The organism is Ruegeria sp. CDSC085, assembly GCF_059610465.1.
Genome location: NZ_JBXWNR010000009.1, coordinates 1 through 19,040 on the forward strand (window position 1 = coordinate 1; position 19,040 = coordinate 19,040).

The 19,040-nt window shown below is 56.2% G+C and carries 18 protein-coding genes; 2 read left to right on the plus strand and 16 right to left on the minus strand.

Going from position 1 to position 19,040, the window contains the following annotated elements; translation table 11 throughout:
• Positions 1 to 109: 109 nt before the first annotated feature.
• The 4 genes from AC2FJB_RS13785 to AC2FJB_RS13800 are packed head-to-tail and all read right to left on the minus strand — an operon-like array spanning position 110 to position 4,496.
• Positions 110 to 1,603 (minus strand): cryptochrome/photolyase family protein, encoded by a 1,494-nt coding sequence (locus AC2FJB_RS13785; protein ID WP_496718823.1) that lies wholly within the window; start codon positions 1,601 to 1,603, stop codon positions 110 to 112.
• A gap of 3 nt (positions 1,604 to 1,606) precedes the next feature.
• Positions 1,607 to 2,851 carry an FAD-binding domain-containing protein gene (locus AC2FJB_RS13790; RefSeq protein WP_496718824.1) on the minus strand — a complete coding sequence of 415 codons (1,245 nt, stop codon included), beginning with the start codon at positions 2,849 to 2,851 and terminating at the stop codon, positions 1,607 to 1,609.
• Positions 2,848 to 2,985 carry a DUF2256 domain-containing protein gene (locus tag AC2FJB_RS13795; protein ID WP_117871549.1) on the minus strand — a complete coding sequence of 46 codons (138 nt, stop codon included), beginning with the start codon at positions 2,983 to 2,985 and terminating at the stop codon, positions 2,848 to 2,850. The genes AC2FJB_RS13790 and AC2FJB_RS13795 overlap by 4 nt, the downstream gene beginning before the upstream one ends.
• On the minus strand, positions 2,985 to 4,496 hold the full coding sequence (locus AC2FJB_RS13800) for an FAD-binding domain-containing protein (RefSeq protein WP_496718825.1): 1,512 nt from the start codon (positions 4,494 to 4,496) through the stop codon (positions 2,985 to 2,987). The genes AC2FJB_RS13795 and AC2FJB_RS13800 overlap by 1 nt, the downstream gene beginning before the upstream one ends.
• A gap of 760 nt (positions 4,497 to 5,256) precedes the next feature.
• Here AC2FJB_RS13800 and AC2FJB_RS13805 point away from each other — a divergent pair.
• Positions 5,257 to 5,703 (plus strand): thiol-disulfide oxidoreductase DCC family protein, encoded by a 447-nt coding sequence (locus AC2FJB_RS13805; RefSeq protein ID WP_496677466.1) that lies wholly within the window; start codon positions 5,257 to 5,259, stop codon positions 5,701 to 5,703.
• Positions 5,704 to 5,877: 174 nt separating this feature from the next.
• Here AC2FJB_RS13805 and AC2FJB_RS13810 read toward each other — a convergent pair whose 3' ends face one another.
• The 3 genes from AC2FJB_RS13810 to AC2FJB_RS13820 form a co-directional block, all read right to left on the minus strand.
• Positions 5,878 to 6,972: an ABC1 kinase family protein gene (locus AC2FJB_RS13810; RefSeq protein WP_496718826.1), complete on the minus strand. Its 1,095-nt coding sequence runs from the start codon at positions 6,970 to 6,972 to the stop codon at positions 5,878 to 5,880.
• A 231-nt stretch (positions 6,973 to 7,203) separates the two neighbouring features.
• Positions 7,204 to 7,677 (minus strand): DUF427 domain-containing protein, encoded by a 474-nt coding sequence (locus AC2FJB_RS13815; RefSeq protein WP_496718827.1) that lies wholly within the window; start codon positions 7,675 to 7,677, stop codon positions 7,204 to 7,206.
• 189 nt (positions 7,678 to 7,866) lie between these two features.
• Positions 7,867 to 8,985, minus strand: coding sequence for a pyridoxal phosphate-dependent aminotransferase (locus AC2FJB_RS13820; protein ID WP_496718828.1), 1,119 nt, complete (start codon positions 8,983 to 8,985; stop codon positions 7,867 to 7,869).
• Between the two features lie 41 nt (positions 8,986 to 9,026).
• On the opposite strand from AC2FJB_RS13820, the gene AC2FJB_RS13825 reads away from it, so the two are divergent.
• Positions 9,027 to 9,782 (plus strand): N-acyl homoserine lactonase family protein, encoded by a 756-nt coding sequence (locus tag AC2FJB_RS13825; protein WP_117871562.1) that lies wholly within the window; start codon positions 9,027 to 9,029, stop codon positions 9,780 to 9,782.
• Positions 9,783 to 9,830: 48 nt separating this feature from the next.
• Here the strand turns inward: AC2FJB_RS13825 and AC2FJB_RS13830 are convergent, their stop codons facing one another.
• The 9 genes from AC2FJB_RS13830 to AC2FJB_RS13870 all read right to left on the minus strand — a co-directional run bounded on the left by AC2FJB_RS13830 (position 9,831) and on the right by AC2FJB_RS13870 (position 18,933).
• On the minus strand, positions 9,831 to 10,559 hold the full coding sequence (locus AC2FJB_RS13830) for an SDR family NAD(P)-dependent oxidoreductase (RefSeq protein ID WP_496718829.1): 729 nt from the start codon (positions 10,557 to 10,559) through the stop codon (positions 9,831 to 9,833).
• Between the two features lie 549 nt (positions 10,560 to 11,108).
• Positions 11,109 to 11,564 (minus strand): SRPBCC family protein, encoded by a 456-nt coding sequence (locus tag AC2FJB_RS13835; RefSeq protein WP_496718830.1) that lies wholly within the window; start codon positions 11,562 to 11,564, stop codon positions 11,109 to 11,111.
• Positions 11,565 to 11,673: 109 nt separating this feature from the next.
• On the minus strand, positions 11,674 to 12,282 hold the full coding sequence (locus AC2FJB_RS13840) for a nucleotidyltransferase family protein (protein WP_496718831.1): 609 nt from the start codon (positions 12,280 to 12,282) through the stop codon (positions 11,674 to 11,676).
• Positions 12,275 to 13,054, minus strand: coding sequence for an XdhC family protein (locus AC2FJB_RS13845; protein ID WP_117871570.1), 780 nt, complete (start codon positions 13,052 to 13,054; stop codon positions 12,275 to 12,277). The genes AC2FJB_RS13840 and AC2FJB_RS13845 overlap by 8 nt, the downstream gene beginning before the upstream one ends.
• Positions 13,051 to 14,232, minus strand: a complete 1,182-nt coding sequence (locus tag AC2FJB_RS13850; protein ID WP_496718832.1) for a vWA domain-containing protein — start codon at positions 14,230 to 14,232, stop codon at positions 13,051 to 13,053. The genes AC2FJB_RS13845 and AC2FJB_RS13850 overlap by 4 nt, the downstream gene beginning before the upstream one ends.
• Entirely contained in the window at positions 14,229 to 15,104 is an 876-nt protein-coding gene (locus AC2FJB_RS13855) for an AAA family ATPase (protein WP_117871575.1), read from the minus strand. Before AC2FJB_RS13855 ends, AC2FJB_RS13850 begins: the two co-directional genes overlap by 4 nt.
• Positions 15,105 to 15,148: 44 nt before the next feature.
• Complete coding sequence (locus AC2FJB_RS13860) at positions 15,149 to 17,575, minus strand: aerobic carbon-monoxide dehydrogenase large subunit (protein WP_496718833.1); 2,427 nt, start codon at positions 17,573 to 17,575, stop codon at positions 15,149 to 15,151.
• The gene (locus tag AC2FJB_RS13865) at positions 17,572 to 18,066 is read right to left on the minus strand and encodes a (2Fe-2S)-binding protein (protein ID WP_117871579.1); all 495 of its coding nucleotides are present in this window, start codon (positions 18,064 to 18,066) and stop codon (positions 17,572 to 17,574) included. Before AC2FJB_RS13865 ends, AC2FJB_RS13860 begins: the two co-directional genes overlap by 4 nt.
• A gap of 12 nt (positions 18,067 to 18,078) precedes the next feature.
• Positions 18,079 to 18,933, minus strand: coding sequence for an FAD binding domain-containing protein (locus AC2FJB_RS13870; RefSeq protein WP_496718834.1), 855 nt, complete (start codon positions 18,931 to 18,933; stop codon positions 18,079 to 18,081).
• Positions 18,934 to 19,040: the final 107 nt, after the last annotated feature.

Sequence of the window (19,040 nt, forward strand, 5' to 3'; positions counted from 1 at the left end):
GATCATGCGGGGCCCTGGGACTTCGGTTTTGCGATACTGGATCTGACGTGATGCCAGTTTTTCTTCAAATGGTCTCAATCTCAGTCATGCGCTGCCATAAAGTCCACGCTCATACCATCCGTCGCAAAAAGGCTTCAGCCGTCGTGACATGCTTATTTTTGACCTCTGGCGACATGCGCCCAGCCGTACGGCACATCATCGCCCAACGGGGATTGCCAGCAAGTCTATCGGTGTGTTTCAGGATAAAGCGCCAATAAAGCCCGTCCCATATGTCGGACCAAGGCCCTTTGCCCCAATGGCTCATTTTGCGAACATAGTTTGAACCGGAAAAGTACGGTTTGGTGGTGATTAACCCGCCATCGGCATGCTGGCTCATCGCGTAGGCATTAGGAACCATTACCCAATCATAACTGTCGACGAACATTTCCATGAACCAGCGATAGACATGATCCGGGTCAATCTCACACAGAAACATAAATCCGCCCAGTACCATAAGGCGTTCAATGTGGTGACAATACCCGGTTTTGAGCACCCTTTTGATCGTGTCGTCCAGCGGATCAATACCAGTGGTTCCGTTATAGAAAGAGCGGGGCATCGGGCGGTGATGGCCCCAATGATTTGTCGTGCGCATCGGCAAACCAAGGTTCTCATAGGTCGCGCGCATAAACTCGCGCCAGCCAATGATCTGGCGGATGAAACCTTCTACCGAATTCAGGGGAATGCCCTTGCGACTCGCATGCGCCAAGGTAGCGTCCAAAACTTGTTTCGGCGTTAACAATCCAATGTTCAAAGCAGGCGTGAGAACGCCATGCCATAGCCAGTTTTCGCCCTCAACAATGGCATCTTCATAGTCGCCAAAACGTTCGAACCGCCGCTCCAGAAACTGCGCCAGCCAGTCGGACGCAGCTTTGTGTGACGTTGGATAATACAACGTTTCCAGGCTGCCTAATGCATCTGGAAAGTCAGCAATAACGCTCGCTTTTGCGGCTTCATCAACTGCGTCATGGTCCGGCCAGTCGATCCACGGAAGGTTGCCCAACAACGCCTTGGGTACTTTTTTGCGGTTTTCTTCGTCAAAGCTCCATTGTCCTCCGGTCGGTTGCCCGCTGTCCATCAACACATTCAAGCGGCGGCGTTGGCTTTTGTAGAACTCAGCCATGAGCCAACGTTTTCGACCGGCAAACCAATCCAGATTATCGGCCCGAGTGTTCAAAAAGCCAGGCGATGGCTGGATATCGAGTATGATATCGGTTTTGCCAGCCGCCGCCCGTAAACGCCTTTCTGCAATGAAGTCTACTGGATCAGCCATGATTATTTGGCTGACACCGCTATCACACAGACTCTGAAACAGTCGCAGACATGCGCCCGGCTGCCGCTCAAAGGGCCATATCGCGGCATCAATGCCCTTGGCAACCAAGCCATCGCGATAGCGCGCCATAGAGGCGCGGTGCAGCCAAAGCTTTTGCTTGTGCATCGTTGCGGGGTAATAGGCATCGCCAAAGAACAGAGGGTCTTCGAAAAGCACAACAGTATCTGGCCGGGCGGCTAGACCCGGGTGTTGGGCAAACAATTGGTTGGGGAGCAGAAGGGCGGCAGAGGACACGGGCTATGGCCTTTTTTGGGTGGCTAGGTTCATTTCGCCTAAGAACGATGGGATCTTCTTTCGAAGGCCGAAGAATCCGGCCCTTGCATGAGGCCATGTCATAGCGTCGTACGGCCGCATTACCCTGTTCAACGATAGGCCTGCGTCTCTCAATAAAGGTTCCGCACGATCCATCCTTGACCGGGAGGGACCGACAGGCGCATAGGCTGTTGCAATGGTCGTGACACCCGCATTCCGTGCTGCATCGATCAGCGGACCACTCCAGTCGTCAGCTGGTTTCGCGATTTTTCCGTGGTGTTCTAGAGCGCTGCTCATCGCGTCGGTGGCAAAATCCTGTACGACGTGCCCAATCGGGTTTGGGGACCGACCATGCGTCGCCAAAAGTCCAATCGCGGCAGCAGGAGATGTCGGCATTATGCAGTCACCTGACAGATCATCCTCCGTCAACAGTAACAGATAAGGGCCGTCTGTGGGCATGTGAGGGCTTGAAAGGGGAATGAGCGGGTGATCTATCGGCTCGGTCAGCGGTTCTGCAGATTTGGCCAGGCCTCTCGGTTGAAACCGTCCTTCGGTATATCTGTCAATATTGTCAGCGCGCGCGAGGTAGTTTTTGCCTTTTGTGTGCAATCCGCCAACCCACCGCCAGCTCAGCGTGTTTGACGCGGGATCGCCGTCTAACAAGTGTCGTAAAAAGAAATCCGCGCCAAGCTGCCAAGGTATGCGGAGTGTAAAAATCCAAATTGAAGCAAACCACATGCGCGCATGATTATGAAGGTAGCCAGTCGCCACCAGTTCCCGCGCCCAATGATCGAAACAGTCGATGCCGGTATTGCCGTTTACTGCATCGTTGAAGCGCATCTCCAGGCCCTGATCATTTGCTAGTCGCTTACAAAAACTCAACAAGTCCCGCTGATACAGTGCCCAAACGCTGGGCCTTTGTTCCAGCCAACCCTTGAAGTAAGTGCGCCAAAACACTTCTTGCACGAACTTATCGGCCGCGTTGGAATTATGTGACGCTAAGACCCTTGTCAGTACCTCTTTCTCCGTTATCAACCGGTGGCGCAGCCAAGGTGACAAACCCGATACATTGCTGCGTCGCCCGGTCCCAGAATCGTAGTTCCGCGTACTTGTATAATGCCGACCAGTGCGGCCCACGAACTGCTTCAGCCTTTCCAGACCATTGGTGCGTGTAGGTTTGAAACTGATCGACTCTTTCGCTTCCGGAAGTTCTGGAAATTTCTCGGTCATGCGGCAGACCTGCATTTTTTCGAGCAGTATTTCACTTCATCCCAAACGTTTTCCCATTTCTTGCGCCAGGTGAAAGGGCGCCGACAGACCGGGCAGTTTTTTTGGGGTAAATCGGCTTTTTTCCGCATTTTCATCACTGGTCCCCCAAAGGCAGGTCGAGTTGCTTTTGATCTTGAGGCGCCCGCGCGACTTCGCGAGCATTCCGCGTGGTCTTTCGGCTAGCGTGTTTTGTCGCGATGGCTCGTGCTTCGGTGCGAAACTCCGCACTTCGGCGGACGCCCCAAACCCGCTCGCGCGCGGCCTTGGCTGCCGCGAGATGGTCAAAAACACGCTCTGGATAAAGCTTTCCAAGAAATTGTTTCGCGTTTTGAGCCCTCCAAGGTTCGTGGATATGCTGATCTGCGACTTGGGACAATTCCGGCACCCATGTCCGTATGAACACCCCTTTTGGATCCTGATCATAGCCCTGCTTAACCGGATTATAGATGCGCACAGTATTGATGCCGGTGGTGCCTGATTGCATCTGAACCTGGTTCCAGTGAATGCCCGGCTCATAGTCGGTAAACATGCGCGCCAAATGCGCACCCGGAGCCCGCCAATCCAGCCAGAGATGATAACTCGCCGTGGCCATCACCATTGCGCGCATCCGAAAGTTGAGCCACCCCGTTGCTTGCAAGGACCGCATGCATGCGTCCAGAAAAGGATATCCCGTTTCGCCTTTGGACCATGCGGCAAGTAGTTCGGCATCTGGGGCATTCGGTCGAAGACCGTTGTAAAGTCGATGCAGATTTTCAAACTCAATCCGGGGTTCATCCTCAAGTTTCTGAATAAAATGGCAATGCCAATGCAATCGGCCCGAGAACGAGCGAATTGATTTGCGCCAGTCCTTTGCGTGGGGCGGCAATCTGCGTCTCTGCTTTTCAGTAGCTTGCGCAACCTCGCGCATCGAAAGCGCACCCCAAGCCAGGTAGGGTGATAGCCGCGAACACGCAACGGCTCCCTCCAAGGGGCTGGACATTTCGCGTTGGTATCTTTTGCCACGGTGGGTCAGAAAGCTGTTCAGCCGTTCCAAACCCGCATTTCGTCCACCAGATTGACGACCAACGCACAGATCATCCCGCAAGCCGAGGTCGCGCGCCGTGGGAATATACCCTGGTTCTATGTCGATGTGCTCTAACGCAACTGGTGGAGAAACGGGCCGAGCCATAAACCTATCCCAACGCTCCGCCCAGCCGTTGCGAGACTTGAGCCTGCGAAAAACGCCGTGGTTTTGCACTTCGTGCCACAGCACACCGTAATCCCTGCACCATGCAGCGACCTGACGGTCCCGCTGATACGTCCAACTATTTCCTGTTTCCTCGTGTGACCAAAGCACGTCAATTAGACCACGATCTTTCAACTCGGAAAGGACCGACACAATTTGCCCGGTGCGCACAACAAGTGGCTGGCCCAGTTTCCCAAGGTCTTTTCTTAACCCAGCGATTGTCTCTGCAACAAAGTCCCACTGCCGTGTTGACGCGTCGAGTTGCTGCCAAAGTTCCGGTTCAACCACATAGAGCGGCAGAACTGGCCCTACCTCGGACGCTTGCGCTATTGCCGGATGATCATATACCCGTAAATCCCGTTTGAACCAAACGACCTGCACGATACCTCCGTTTTTCAAGTGTAGTACGTATGGCTACAAAAAATGGATCTTTGTTCCAGTCTCCTCCGCATTTCGCTGGCGACGTGGCTTTTGCAAAGGCGTCATTTGCCCTCGACACTTGAAGGTCGGAAGTTGGCGCGAACTCACTGATGAGCGCTTGGCCAGGAGTATGAGACCTAGGCGAAGGTGACATTGTTTAGTGACGGCGCCGGGCCCTAAAACACCAATCAAACAACTGGGTTAGCACAACTTAATTTTGTTCGAATTTCTGATTTCCAAGTAAACGATAACGAGACAACCTCGACGATCTGTACGTCACCAAGCTCTGTCGGCGGGGATGGCGGCGAGCTCCAGAACATCCACCCCGAAAGAACTGAAATGGGAGAAAGCTATATCCAAGCGGAACCATCTTGTTCGCGCATCCAAAGCGGTAAGCTAGGCTCATGCAGTTTTTAGCTTCTTCGATCATGCGCTACGGAAATCACTGAACTTGTTTGATTGTCCTAGTCGATCTCCAGTGACGGTAACTTTTCAGTACTCTTCGGCAAACAGCGAGATAACTACAAGCCTCGGGCCTCATTTAACATATTTGCCTGTGCGCCTGCAATTCGGGCGAAGCTACGTTTAAGTTTGACTGGCAGCATCCCAAGTTGCGGCTTCATAACGCATCTGTATGCAGCTGCTGCACCCTCGTTTCTTCGGTTTTTGCGCTAGCTCTTGCAAACGTACAGGCGAAACCCAAGAGGCGAAGTCAAACAAAATGTTCAAAACAGACAACGCTGAAGTTGCGCTCACATCTGATGACGCCGATCAATCCTTTACTACGGTGTACTACGACGGATCTTGCCCGCTTTGCTCCGTTGAGATCGGGCATTATGCTTCTTGCAAGGGCGCTGAGCGCCTGCGGTTTGTCGACGTCTCAAAATCCAATGCTCGTATTGGTGAAAATCTAACGCGGCAAGAAGCAATGGATCGATTCACTGTGCGTCGACCAGATGGAGAACTTGCATCCGGTGCGCGCGGGTTCACGGAACTCTGGGGTACTTTACCCAAATGGCGTTGGCTGGCACGTGTGGCAGGCTTACCGGGGGTAACGCCTCTGCTAGAGCTTGCATACCGGGTTTTCCTGCCCCTAAGGCCGACGCTTTCGAGGATCGCTTCTTGGTTCGGAGCGAAGCCGGTTGACAGGACGGGTTCGTCGACATGATCAACCTAGACGATGGTCATTTCTAAAGGCTTGATTGGCTCGTTAAAGGAGTTCTCGAATCCGCACTTGGCAACATTCGCGCCGTACTCGCGCTTCGTCTTGGGTTGGTCACGCGTATCATTGCCGCAGGTTTGTTATTTTTCGGCTTGTTGGTTTTGAGTTATTTGTGATCGTTCAGATGACATATTTTTCAAGCAGCGTCTTCAAAGGCAGCGAAGCACTCAATCGAGTGGCCAACATGAACATCCCCCCAATCTTTCGCTGAAGGTAAAGAATGTCCATTGGCATTTGGGGTGGGGCATACCCGGCCGCAGCCAGGGCCATACCTTCTTTGTTCAGGTGGTTGGAGAGCTTTCGGTCAGTAAAATCAAATTCATTCGCGGATAGGATTGCGGCGAAAACACTGCGGATCATTCCCAGGATCTGGTCGTCGAACGGGCCATCACCTTCAACAAGCTTCAATTGGATGGCGGCGTTACGAAGTGCTGCGTCATTTTCAAGTAAGCCTGCACGCAGCAGGTGCACATACCCGTCTATTGCAGATGATTGCAGTGCTCGGGTTGCGCCAAAATCCAAAAGACTAATCTTCCCATTTGACGCGTCGTATCGGTAGTTGGCAAAGTTCGGATCGCTTTGCATGATACCGAACTCGAAAATCTCGCGCAGCGTGAGCTTGACCAAGGCCTCGGAAACTCGATTGCGTTCCTCACTGGTTGCATCTCTCACCGTTTCGATGGAGCGACCTTCCAGAAAGGACATCGTTAGAACTTCTGGCGTGCTCCAATCTGGATAGAACTCTGGGATTTCGAACGCTTCATCGCCCTGCAATAGGTCAGCAAAACAGCGCATGTATTGCCCCTCGCGTTCATAGTCCGTTTCTTCATGTAATTGACTGCGCGCCTCTTGGATATATGGAGCCATATCAAAGCTTTTGGGAAGCAGACCTGACATACGAACCAGAGTGGCAACATTGGCCACATCGCTGTCGATACTGCGCGCGATACCGGGATATTGCACTTTGATCGCCACATCGCGCCCGTCTCTAATAGTTGCACGATGTACTTGCCCAATGCTCGCTGCCGCTATGGGCCTTACATCGAAGGTTTGGAAGGAGTTTCGCCAATCTGAACCCCAGGCTTGGTTCAGGACGTCACGCAATTGTTTCGGCGGCATGAAATGCGCCTGATCTCGCAGACGCGCCATGATTTCTGCCAGTTCAGCCGGTAAGACCTCACCTGCATCCATCGAAATCAACTGACCCACCTTCATCGCGGCCCCTCGCATGCGAGCAAGCCGATCCGCGATCCGTGTCGCGTTACCCGGTGTCATCAACAAACCACGCATATCGGGTCGCGCACCGCGACCGATCTCTCGCAGGGCGCGTACTGCCACGTTCCCCGCAATGCCTGCCGTCATGCTGCTCAAACCGGCAACTCGGACCAAACGGCTTGTAGGAACAGCCAAAGGGGTAGGCGAGGATTTAGGGTCGGGCATCAATTCTCACCAAAACTCGGTTCCAGGAGAGCCTTTGATGCGACCCTTTAAGTTCTCGGTGGCCCAGCCTCCATAGAAGTTCCCGGGTTGCGGGATCACACGGTGCTCACCAACAAAACAAGCGTCCATAAGTCCGGGGTAAAAGGCGAGATAGCCCTTAATCTGTTCAAATCTGGTGGTTGGTGCACCATAACTCCACGCAGCTTTCTTAGCCGCGGCCGCCCCGCTCTGAACGTCCCAGTAACTCGCAACACCCTTCCACTCGCAGTACGATTTACCCAAGGCCTTTGTCAGAACGGCATCAATTGTATGCGGTGGGATGTAGTAAGTTGGGGCGTGGTGAGTTTCGAGAACCAGAAACGCCTGATCGGTTTCCACGATTGTTTCAACGCCGAACTCTACTCTTACGGTACGCGGCACCGCCCGCAGCGCAGGTGGCCGCGGATAGTCTTGAACGTCTTCAGTTGTCAAAGCTGTCATTGCGGACTCGAAATGTGTATTCGGCTGTTCTTTCTGTGAGGTAGCGCGCCGACAGCGTTATTCTAGCGAGATAGCTTTCAACGCATGGCAGGTGAACTTGCACCAAAATTGGGCTTAGTGTCAGCGTGGAACGGGCAGCGTTATTTGACCGACTGTGCAGCCTGAACCGCCGAAATGAGTGTCCTAAATCTACCAGTTCGCCAACAGTTCGCCCATGCGCATAAGGCCAAGGTCGAGATTGGCAATAGCACCTCCTCCGACACCTAGTCGGATGTGGTTCTGCATGCCGTAAGACGAGCCCGGCAAAAGAAATGTCCGATAGGGATCGGCGAGCAAGCGTTTGGCAAAAACATCACCATCAATCCCGTCGAGCCGTGCCAATCCAATCAATCCAGCCTGAGGTTTGACCCAATCCAGGCAGGGCTGATCGGCAACATACCGATCAAGGCGTTCCAGCGTCTTAATCCCTGCTGCCCGCGCAGTTTTCAAAGCCTGATTATATCGGTCAGGCCTCAAGGCGATTTCGGCGATGACTTCGCCGAGAATATTCATAATTTCGCTAGAGTTTTCCCGCAGGATGATGGCATCCCACATCAAATCAGAATCACGGCAAACCATCCACCCAGTGCGTAGTCCTTGGAGCCCCAGTGCCTTGGAAACGCTGCCCGTCGTGATACCCCTAGGATACAAACCGGCTATCGAAGGGGCGCGAGACCCGTCCCACTCCAATCCAGCGTAAACCTCGTCAACAACCAGCCATGCACCTACGCGATCTGCAATTTGGACAAGCCTTTCCAGCTCTGTTTGGGTCATCAGGCGCCCGGTGGGATTATTGGGGTTGGTTACAAAGATCAGTCGAGTGCGTTCTGTTACTGCGGTCTCAACTTTGTCGAGCGGCAATAACCAACCAGCACTCTCTTCTCGGTCGACAACTTTGAGCGTCGCGCCGACTGCCTCTGCCAATACTCCCACTTGTGGCCAGCCCGGGCGTTCCGTTACGACTTCGTCGCCCGGTTGGACCAATTGCATGAATGCAAGATAATTGGCTTCTGCTGCGCCGGCGGTGATCAGGACGTCGTCTGGCTTGCAAACATCAGACAAGCCGGCGCGGTCCAAAACATGTCGTCGTAAAGCAGGCAGACCCCGAAAACTCTTTTGGTTCCAATCCAACGGCAGCGCTGGATCCAGCGCATCCATGAACTCACCCAAACGCGGCGACTCGGACAAGGAAAACCCAACGAAAGCTTCTGGATCCGTTTCTGTGGTATCCAGTAGGTACTGAAAGAGTGTGTGTATCTTGACTTTCATGCTCTACTCAAAATCTATGTAGTCAATCAGGGAGATAGTCTGTGCAAGCAGAGGGATTTGTCAAAGGGCGACCGATTGACCTTGCGGTTTTGGACTACGGGCTGTTCAAGGTCCATTCCACTGGCCGCATCATAGGTATCTGCGGGTTTCTGATCCGGACAGATTTGGGAGAATCAATACTCATCGATACTGGGTTTCCTGAAAAATATGCCACCGATACCGACGCCGCGGTCAAAGAAGATCGATTGTATGAGTTCGGCGACGTCTTGAAGTGTGAACCAGACAATCTTCCAAGCGCACAACTGGCAAAACTCGGGCTTATTCCGTCAGACATTACACTACAGATTTGTACGCACACCCATATCGACCATATCGGGGCACTGGGCGACTTTCCAAGCAGTCCAATTCTTATCTCTGCTGCGGAGCGAGCCTTACCCCGCCCGTTGTACTGGGGCGATATGCGGCCTTTGGAGTGGCCCAACCAGGATTATCTCTTAGTTGACGGCGACGTAGAGATTGGGCCGGGTATCTTAGTTTTGGCGGCGCCAGGCCATGCGCCTGGCCAGATCGCCGTGATGGTCCATCTTCCGTCGGGGGCGATTTTATTAACCAGTGATGCGATTTCCCGACCAGCAGAAATCGACGAGAAGTTTGCCGGGTCTTGGGACGAAGATGCAGCGATTGCCAGCGCAGAAAGGTTGATGCGCCTTGCATCCGAGCGAGACGCCTTTGTAATCTATGGGCATTGTCCAAGCCAGTGGCTTGTTCTGAAGAAAGCACCAGAAGTCTACAGCTGACCCTACCCCGTGGACCATTTTCCCGAAAAGTGATGTCGCACCCGAGAGTTATCTGACGTCGCGCCCTTGGTTCAGAATAATCACATTCCCACTGGAAACATCACCGGCCGGCGAAATGAGAAAACCGACCCAAGAGGCGATTTGCTCAGGCAGCATCGCGCGACCATGTGGCATGGCACTGACGGCTTTCTCCAAGACTTCCTCAGTTAAGACATTGAACAAAGGTGTTTCAGTCATGGCAGGTGCCAGCGAATTCACACAGATTTTTTCCTGTGCGTATCGACGGGCGAGGTCTTTCGTAAGGGTATCCATCGCCGCTTTTGACGCCCTGTAATGCGGAGGGTCAAACACATCGAAATTATAAGCACCGTTCGATGAGATATTTACAATCTTTTTGATGCCTTCGCGTTCCAACATCAATTGGACCGCCTGCTGGCAACAATGGAACGCAGAGTTAAAGTTGATTGCCATCTGCTTTTCGAGTTCCTCGGGCGGAATATTCGGGAAGTCAGACATAAAGCAGGTGCCAGCGTTGTTTACCAAAGCATCCAGACCACCATTCTCTTCCTTAATGCCATCAAACGCATGAGCGATTGCAATAGGATCCGTTAGGTCAAGGCAGATAGGCGTGAAATCCGAACCTAACTCAGTTGCCATTTCACCTAGGGCCTCCTCGTTAAGGTCCAGTCCAACAACTTGGAACCCATCTGCCCACAGTTGGCGACAGATGGCCCGCCCCATCCCTCCCGCGGCGCCAGTCACAACCGCTGTTTTCATAGCAACTCCTCCCACCTTGACATGATTTTCGGATACTTCGATTTAAAGAAGGAAACTCACAACCCTTTTATCCGAAAGCCGCGAAAGTCAATTCTGCTTGAATTCAGTACGCGTCCGTTTTGGGCTCAAGCTAGACTTTGCAAAGTCCGCTTTCTGCGTATTGCTGTAATTGGGGCATAGCGCAGCATCGGCCAAAGTGGACTCCGAAGTAGACATTCGCGGCACTCGGTTTGAACGACTGCTATGCGGACTATGCAGCCGTTTGCTCAGATTGGCCTAATTTCTGCTCTCTTCAAAAATCGCACGGTATGAGGTTGCGTGTCTGTGTCTTGAACAACCGTTACGATTTCAGCCATTGCTGATACTGGAATGGGCGATGTGTCCTGTAACGACCGTACCAAGCCAATTGGTCCTCGAAATTAAGCCAGGCTCTCATCGGGGATGCCCGGTTGGCGAAAAGAGACTTGTCACAGGCCGAAGAAGTGGTGGCTTTGCAAGCGCCGCCCCTTTGCAATGATGTCTGGCGCGTGCTGTGCCTAGATGAGATCGCTAGGCGATTGCGTCTTCATTGACCACATCAGCGAAGGATTTGAAGAATTTGGCCGCAAGTTTCTTGGCAGTGCTTTGGATCAGCCGGCTGCCCAGTTGAGCCAGCTTTCCGCCGATATCGGCCTTTGCCTGATACCGCAGGATCGTCGTGTCGGACCCGTCGGCTGTGAGCGTGACATCTGCGCCGCCCTTGGCATGCCCAGCGGCACCGCCATTGCCCTGGCCGGTCAGCGAAAAGGCATCCGGCGCGCCTGCGGTGTCGAGTTGGACGTCACCGCTGATCCTGGCCTTCACCGGCCCGACCTTGAGGACGACCTTTGCCTCCAGTTCAGTATCCGAGTGCTTGATCAACTCTTCGCAGCCCGGAATGCATTGCTTTAGAACCTCGGGGTCGTTGAGCGCGGCATAGACCTGCTCTTTGGGTGCGTTGATGATGATTTCGTCTGCCAGTTCCATGGGATGTCCTTTTAGCAACAGGGAAATTTGATGGTGGCCAGATGGCTGGCTTGCTCAGGTGTAAGTGCTGTCTTTCGGCGCAGTCGGGCTGCGATTTCTCGAACGAATTTCATGTGATCTGCTCCAGCGTGCCCGCCTGAAAGGCGGCATAGGCCTCGGGGGTGTCCACATCCATGTAAAAGCCGGGAGAGGCCAATGGGTGAAACTGGACATGTTCGGGATGGGTTCGGGTGAACTTCTTGCAGCCCGGTGATCTGGGGTTTGCCAGAAGCCGGGCACGCAAGTTTGCAGGCACCACGATCGGGTTGCCGCGCTTCTGATCGACCGCCGGAATGGAGATACGTGCGCTGTCAGTCGCCACGTGTGCGGCCAGCAATGACCGGATGTCAGCGACGTTCAGAAGCGGCTGGTCGCCCAATCCGATTAATACCGTATCGTCATCACGCGCCGCACGAAGCCCGCAGGCGACCGATGTGGGCTGACCGTCACCGTAAGCCGGGTTGAAAACCGTCTTGGCGCCACTGCCTGCAAGGTCTGTTTTGATCTCATTCGCCTGATGTCCCGTGACCACCAGCACAGGCCCCGCCGTGGCGGCGCCATAGACATCGACCATATGGCGGATCATTGGAACATCGCCATGGGGCAGAAGCAGCTTGTTCCGCGCGCCCATGCGGCGCGAAAGCCCTGCGGCCAGTATGATCGCAGTGACATCACGCATCGGCCTGCTTCACCGCCGCGCGCCGATCCTGAACAAGTTGCGCCAGTATGGACAGGGCTATTTCCTCAGGCGTGACCGCGCCAAGGTTAAGACCCGCCGGGGCCTTTACCCCGTCGATGGCGGCTTGTTCAAAACCGTCAGCGCCTAGTTTTTCTGCAAGCGAAGTGTATTTTCTGCGGCTGCCCACGAAGGCCACATAGGTCGGTTGCGTGTTGAGCGCGGCCTTCAAGGCGTCAAGATCACCCTGCCCTTGCGTGGCAACAACCACAAAGCACTGCTGATGTGGTTTGCCTTGCACCGGGGTCGAAGACACAGACCAGTGAAACTGCGGGGCAAGCGCACTCAGCGCCTGTGCTACCGGTGATGCTCCCATGACAACAAGTTGCGGTGATGGCAGGCAAGGTTCGATGAAGATGTCGACCGTGCCACGAGAGGGGCACCCATTGCGGGCAAATCGTGTGCCGTCTACTTCATCGCCGGCTGCAACGCCTTTTTCCGCCAGCAAATCCTCGGGTGCGACAGACACAAGCTGTGGCGTGCCGTCCTGCAACGCCTGCAGCGCCGCGCGTTTGACGGCACCTCGGGTGCAACCGCCGCCGAGCCAGCCTTGCAGGATCGTCCCATCGGCGCTGAGCAGCGCCTTGGCCCCCGGTTTGGCGGCGGTGGAACCAGCGGTGCGCACGATGGTGGCAAAGGCAAAGGGTTCGTCCTTGTCGCGCAACTCCTGAGCGGCCTCGGCCAGGTCTGATGAAAGAATTTCGGCCGGGGTCATAGGCGTGCCAGCTCCTGTTCCAGCGCGGCCAGATCACCCAGCGTGTTGGCCGCTTTGAAGACATCCAGATAGGGAAGTGCCGCCGCCATGCCCTCGGCCACGGGTGCGTAGTCTGCCCACCCTTTCAGCGGGTTGAGCCAGATCACCTTGCAGCTGCGTTTGCGCAGTTTTTCCAACGCGGTTGCGATCATGTCAGGTGCCTCAGTGTCGTAGCCATCCGACAGGATCAGCACGACGCTACGACCATCGACAAAGCGTTTGGCATAGGTGTCGGCAAAACGCATGAGCGATGGGCCGATCCTTGATCCGCCGCCGAACCCGTCGGCCATCAGTGACATCCGGCCAATCGCGCGCATCGCGTCCTTGTCACGCAGCGCCTCGGTGATGCGCACAAGGCGGGTGTGGAACAAATAGGCGTCGGCGGCTGTATCAGCCCGCATTAGGCCAGCGAGGAACGCCAGAAAAACTTTGGCATAGACGGACATGGACCCGGAGACATCGCACAGCGCCACGATCTTGCGGGTGCGGTCCGGGCGTTTCTTGCGCCACAGGTGCAGAGGCTCTCCGCCAGTGGCCAGGCTGTGGCGAATGATCTTGCGAAAATGCAACCGATCGCCTTTGCGCGCGGCAATGCGGCGGCGGGATCGCGTGTCACGCAAGGCAGCCCCAAGGCGGCGTGCGACGTCTTCGGCCTCGGCAATCTCTTCCGGACGGACAAGGTCGCGCAGGTCACGCCGGTTGAGGTTGCGTTGTGCGGTGGCGATCAGCTTGCCGGTCCCGTCGCTGTCGGACGCCCCGCCTGTGTCGTCCGGGGCCGTGGAGGTTCCTGATGCGCCCGCGTCTTCGCCCTTGGCATCGCGTGAGGAATGCACGTCATCGCTGACCGGGGACGACGGGGTGGGAACGACCTTCTGCCGCACGCGGCCCATGTCCATCCAGTAGCTGTCGAAAAGGTCGTCGAACCTTTCATACTCTTCCTTGCAGCCCGTGCAGACAGCGCGCAAGGCACGGCGGCTGTCGTCGGGGCGGATGGCGTCCACCTCGTCCAGCGCCTTCAGGGCAAGGTCCGCTTCGGCCACGCCAAGCCGCAAACCGTTGTCGCGCAAATGAGCGATGAAGCCCGCGATCCGCGCGGCAGGGCCGGGATCGCGGCCAGAAAATTTCGTCACCCGGCTCATGCAGCCTTGCCAGCGATACGCCCGGCCACCTCTGGCGTGATCTGGGCCTGATCGCTTTGGGTTTTCAGCAACGTCGTCAGCGTCGATTGAAGGACCGCGGGGTTTTCGGTCAGATCAGCGATGCCAAGACCCATCAACGCCGCGGCGAAATCCAGCATTTCGGCCACGCCAGGGGTTTTCTCCAGCTCTTCTTGGCGCAGCTTTTGCACAAATCCGACGATCTGCTCGCCCAGCCGAATCTCGACGTCGGGGCAGCGGGCCTTGAGAATGGCCAGTTCGGTCGCACGGTCCGGGTATTCCACGAAGGTATAAAGGCAGCGGCGACGCAGGGCGTCAGACAGGTCGCGGGTGCCGTTCGACGTCAGGATCACGACCGGGCGGCTTGTCGCCGTGATCGTGCCCAGCTCGGGGATCGACACTTGATAGTCCGAGAGGATTTCCAGCAGGTAGGCTTCGAACTCCTCGTCCGCCCGGTCAATCTCGTCGATCAAAAGGACCGGGGGCGTTTCCTGGGTAATGGCCGCCAGCAAGGGGCGTTCCAGCAGGAAATCACTGGAAAAGATGCGGTCTTCTAATGCCTTGCCTGTTTCGCCAGCCTCGGAGGCCGCCCGGATGGTCAGCAGCTGCCGCTGGTAGTTCCATTCGTAAATCGCCTGCGCCGCGTCCAGTCCTTCATAGCACTGCAGCCGGATCAGGCGCGTATCCATCACCGTAGACAACGTGCGCGCGATTTCGGTCTTGCCGACACCTGCCGCCCCTTCCAGCAATAGCGGACGGCCCAGCGACAAAGCCAGTTGCAGCGCAACGGTCAGATCGTCCGAGGCCACATAGCCTTCGCCAGCCAGCGCGGTTTTCAAGTCAGTCCAGGTCATTCGTGTCTCCGTAGGGCGAAGATCACCCCGCCCTACCAAAGGGATCAATCGTGCAGGCCAAGCTCGTTGGCCGTGCGCCAAATCCGCCAGTGATCATGCGGCATATTGGTATGCCGGTTGCCGAAGGGGCGGAACGCGTCCTGCACCGCGTTCGAGAAACAGGGCACGCCGCCCACGTGCGGGCTCTCGCCCACGCCCTTTGCGCCGATCGGGTGATGCGGGCTGGGTGTGACGGTGTAGTCGGTTTCGTAGTTCGGCACTTCCCATGCCGTTGGCAGGAAGAAGTCCATCAGCGTGCCGGTCTTGACGTTGCCCATGTCGTCATAGGCAATCTCTTGCCCCAGAGCGACGGCGAGGGCTTCGGTCAAACCACCATGCACCTGGCCTTCGATGATCATCGGATTGATCCGCGTGCCGCAATCGTCCAGCGCATAGAAGCGGCGAATTTCCGTCACACCCGTGTCGACGTCGATGTCCATCACACAAACATAGGCTCCGAACGGATAGGTCATGTTGGGCGGGTCGTAATAGCTGACGGCCTCAAGCCCCGGCTCGATTCCCGGAATGGCCTGGTTGTAGGCTGCAAAGGCGATTTCCTTCATCGTCTTGAACTTTTCAGGCGCGCCTTTCACGACAAACCGATCAACGTCGAATTCCACGTCATTGTCGTGAACCTCAAGCAGGTACGCCGCGATCATCTGCGCCTTGGCGCGGATCTTGCGGCCGGCCATGGCCGTGGCTGCGCCTGCCACAGGAGTAGAGCGCGACCCGTATGTGCCGAGGCCATAGGGTGCTGTATCGGTGTCGCCTTCCTCGATGGTGATGCTGTCTGCAGGCAAGCCGATCTCCGAGGCAAGGATTTGCGCGAAGGTTGTCGCGTGGCCTTGCCCCTGGCTGATCGTTCCCAGGCGAGCAATCGCCGACCCGGTCGGATGGATGCGGATTTCGCAGCTGTCGAACATACCAAGCCCAAGGATATCACAGTTCTTTACCGGGCCTGCGCCGACAATCTCAGTAAAGAAGCTCAGGCCAATGCCCATCAGCTTGCGCGTCTTGCCAGCTTTGAAGTCCTCGACCCGCTGGGCCTGTTCGGACCGCAGCCCTTCGTAATCGACTGTCTTGAGCGCCTTATCCCATGCGGTGTGATAATCGCCGCTGTCGTACTCCCAACCAAGGGCGGCGGTGTAGGGGAACTGCTCCTTCTTGATGAAGTTGATCCGGCGCAGCTCCGCTGCGTCCATGTTCAACTCTATGGCCAGAACCTCGATCATGCGTTCGATGAAGTAGACCGCCTCGGTCACCCGGAACGAGCAGCGATAGCTGACGCCGCCCGGGGCTTTATTAGTGTAGACGCCATCGACCTCTAGATAGGCGGTCGGGATGTCGTAGGAGCCGGTGCAGATGTTCATGAAGCCCGCCGGGAACTTTGTGGGATCGGCGCAGGCATCAAAGCCGCCGTGGTCGGCTGTCACATGGCAAAGCAGCCCGGTGATTTTGCCGTCCTTGGTGGCGGAGATCTTGCCGGTCATATGATAGTCGCGGGCAAAGGCGGTGGTCATCAGATTGTCCATCCGGTCTTCGATCCACTTTACGGGCTTGCCCGTGACGATCGACGCTACGACCGAGCAGACATAGCCCGGGTACGCGCCGACCTTGTTGCCAAAGCCGCCGCCAATATCGGGGCTGATCACGCGAATGTTGTGCTCTTCAATGCCCGAGATCAGCGACACGACCGTCCGGATCGCGTGCGGCGCCTGGAACGTGCCCCAAAGCGTCAGCTTGCCGTTAACCTTGTCCATCGACGCCACGCAGCCGCAGGTTTCCAGCGGGCATGGGTGGGTGCGATGGTAATACATGCTTTCAGTCGCAACGACCTCGGCGTTGGCGATGACCTCGTCCGTTGTGCCCTTGTCGCCCGCGTCCCATGTAAAAATGTGGTTGGGATGTTTTCGGGGCCCGTGTGCGCCATCGGGAATTGACCCGTCTTCGCCAACAAGATCTTCGCGCAGCACCACATCCGATTGCAAAGACTCGAACGGGTTCACGATGACAGGCAGTTCTTCGTAGTTAACCTCGACCGCCTCGATCCCGTCAGCGGCGGCATAGCGGTCTTCGGCGACGACATAGGCGACTTCCTGGCCCTGAAATAGCACCTTGCCATCGGCCAGTACCATCTGCTTGTCGCCCGCCAGCGTCGGCATCCAGTGCAGCCCCAGCGGCTCCAGATCCGCCGCTGTCAGCACGGCCAGAACGCCGGGCACCTCAAGTGCAGCAGCGGTATCGATGCTCTTGATGCGCGCATGGGCGTAGGGAGAGCGGACAAAGTCGCCGAACAGCATGCTATCCAGCTTGATGTCATCGACGTAGTTGCCCTTGCCTTGGGTAAAGCGCGCATCCTCGACCCGCTTGCGCGAGCAGCCCATGCCTTTGAGATTGTCGACACGTTCTTCGCGGGAAATATCGTCCTTCATTCTGCGGCCTCCTTGGCTGCATTCATTTCGGCTGCGGCGGCCTGAATGGATTTCACAATGTTCTGATAACCCGTGCAGCGGCAGATATTGCCGGCCATACCAAAGCGGATTTCTTCCTCGGTCGGGTTGGGAATTTCTTCCAGCAGCTTGGTCGCCCGGGTGATCATCCCCGGCGTGCAATAGCCACACTGCAATCCGTGGTGTTCTTTGAACGCCTCTTGCAGCGGGTGAAGGTTTTCAGGTCCGCCGAGACCTTCGATAGTCGTCACCTCGGCGCCATCGGCTTGCGCCACGAACATGGTGCAGGATTTCACCGACTTACCGTTGATTGTGACCGTGCACGCCCCGCAGTGGGATGTTTCGCAGCCAATGTGCGGCCCGGTGATGTTCAGCCGTTCGCGCAGCGTATAGATCAGCAGTTCGCGCGGTTCGGCAAGGAACTCCTCGTCCTTGCCGTTCACGTTCATTTTTATGTGCATTTTCTTGGACATGGTGTGTTCCTCTTACGCCCGCGACCAGGCGAGCTCGATGGCGCGGTGCAGGATGACGCCCGCCACATGATTCTTGAATGCGACGGGGCCGCGGTTGTCTTCGGTTGGGTCGATATCGCCCAGCATCGCAGCCACTGCCGCGTCCAGTGCGGCGGCATCGACAGATGTTCCCACCAGCGCGGCGCCCGCATCCTCGGAATAAACCGGCGTGTCGCTTAGGTTCGTCATAGCGATGGCGGCGCTGACGCACGTTCCGCCGTCCTTGACGATCTGCACAGCGGCGGCGGCCGTCGCGTAGTCGCCGATCTTGCGCTTTTGCTTTTCGTAGGCGTAGCCGCCAGCTGGCGTGGGGATGGTCACGGCGGTCAGCACCTCTTCATCCTCGCGCGCGGTCATGTAAGCGGCCTCGTAAAACTCCCGCGCGAGAATATCACGCTCGCCATCCGGACCGACCAAGGTGAACACCGCATCAAGGCATTGCATCAGACCCGGCATGTCATTGCCCGGATCGCCATTGGCGACGTTGCCACCGACGGTGCCCATGTAGCGGACTTGAGGATCAGCGATCTGCAAGGCAGCCTCGCGCAGGATGGGGGCGGCATCCGCGAGGCCGGCATGGTCTATGATTTCGGCCTGCGTGACCATCGCGCCGATCCGAACGCCGTCGGCACCTAGTTCGATATCCGACATACCTCCGACATCCTGAAGGTCGATCAGGTGTGGGACTTCCGCCATGCGAAGTTTCATCATCGGAATCAGACTGTGCCCGCCTGCCATGACGCGCGCGTCATCTCCGTATTCTTCAAGTACGGCCAGAACGCCAGCCATATCCTGAGGACGGTGATATTCAAATGCCGCTGGAATCATCGGCTCTCCTCCCTAAAGCGAATGCTCAGTGTCGGAGGAAGTTTGCATGCGACAGCAAGCCACATCACCAGAAAATCAGTGAAACACAGGTCTTTTGCACGAAATGC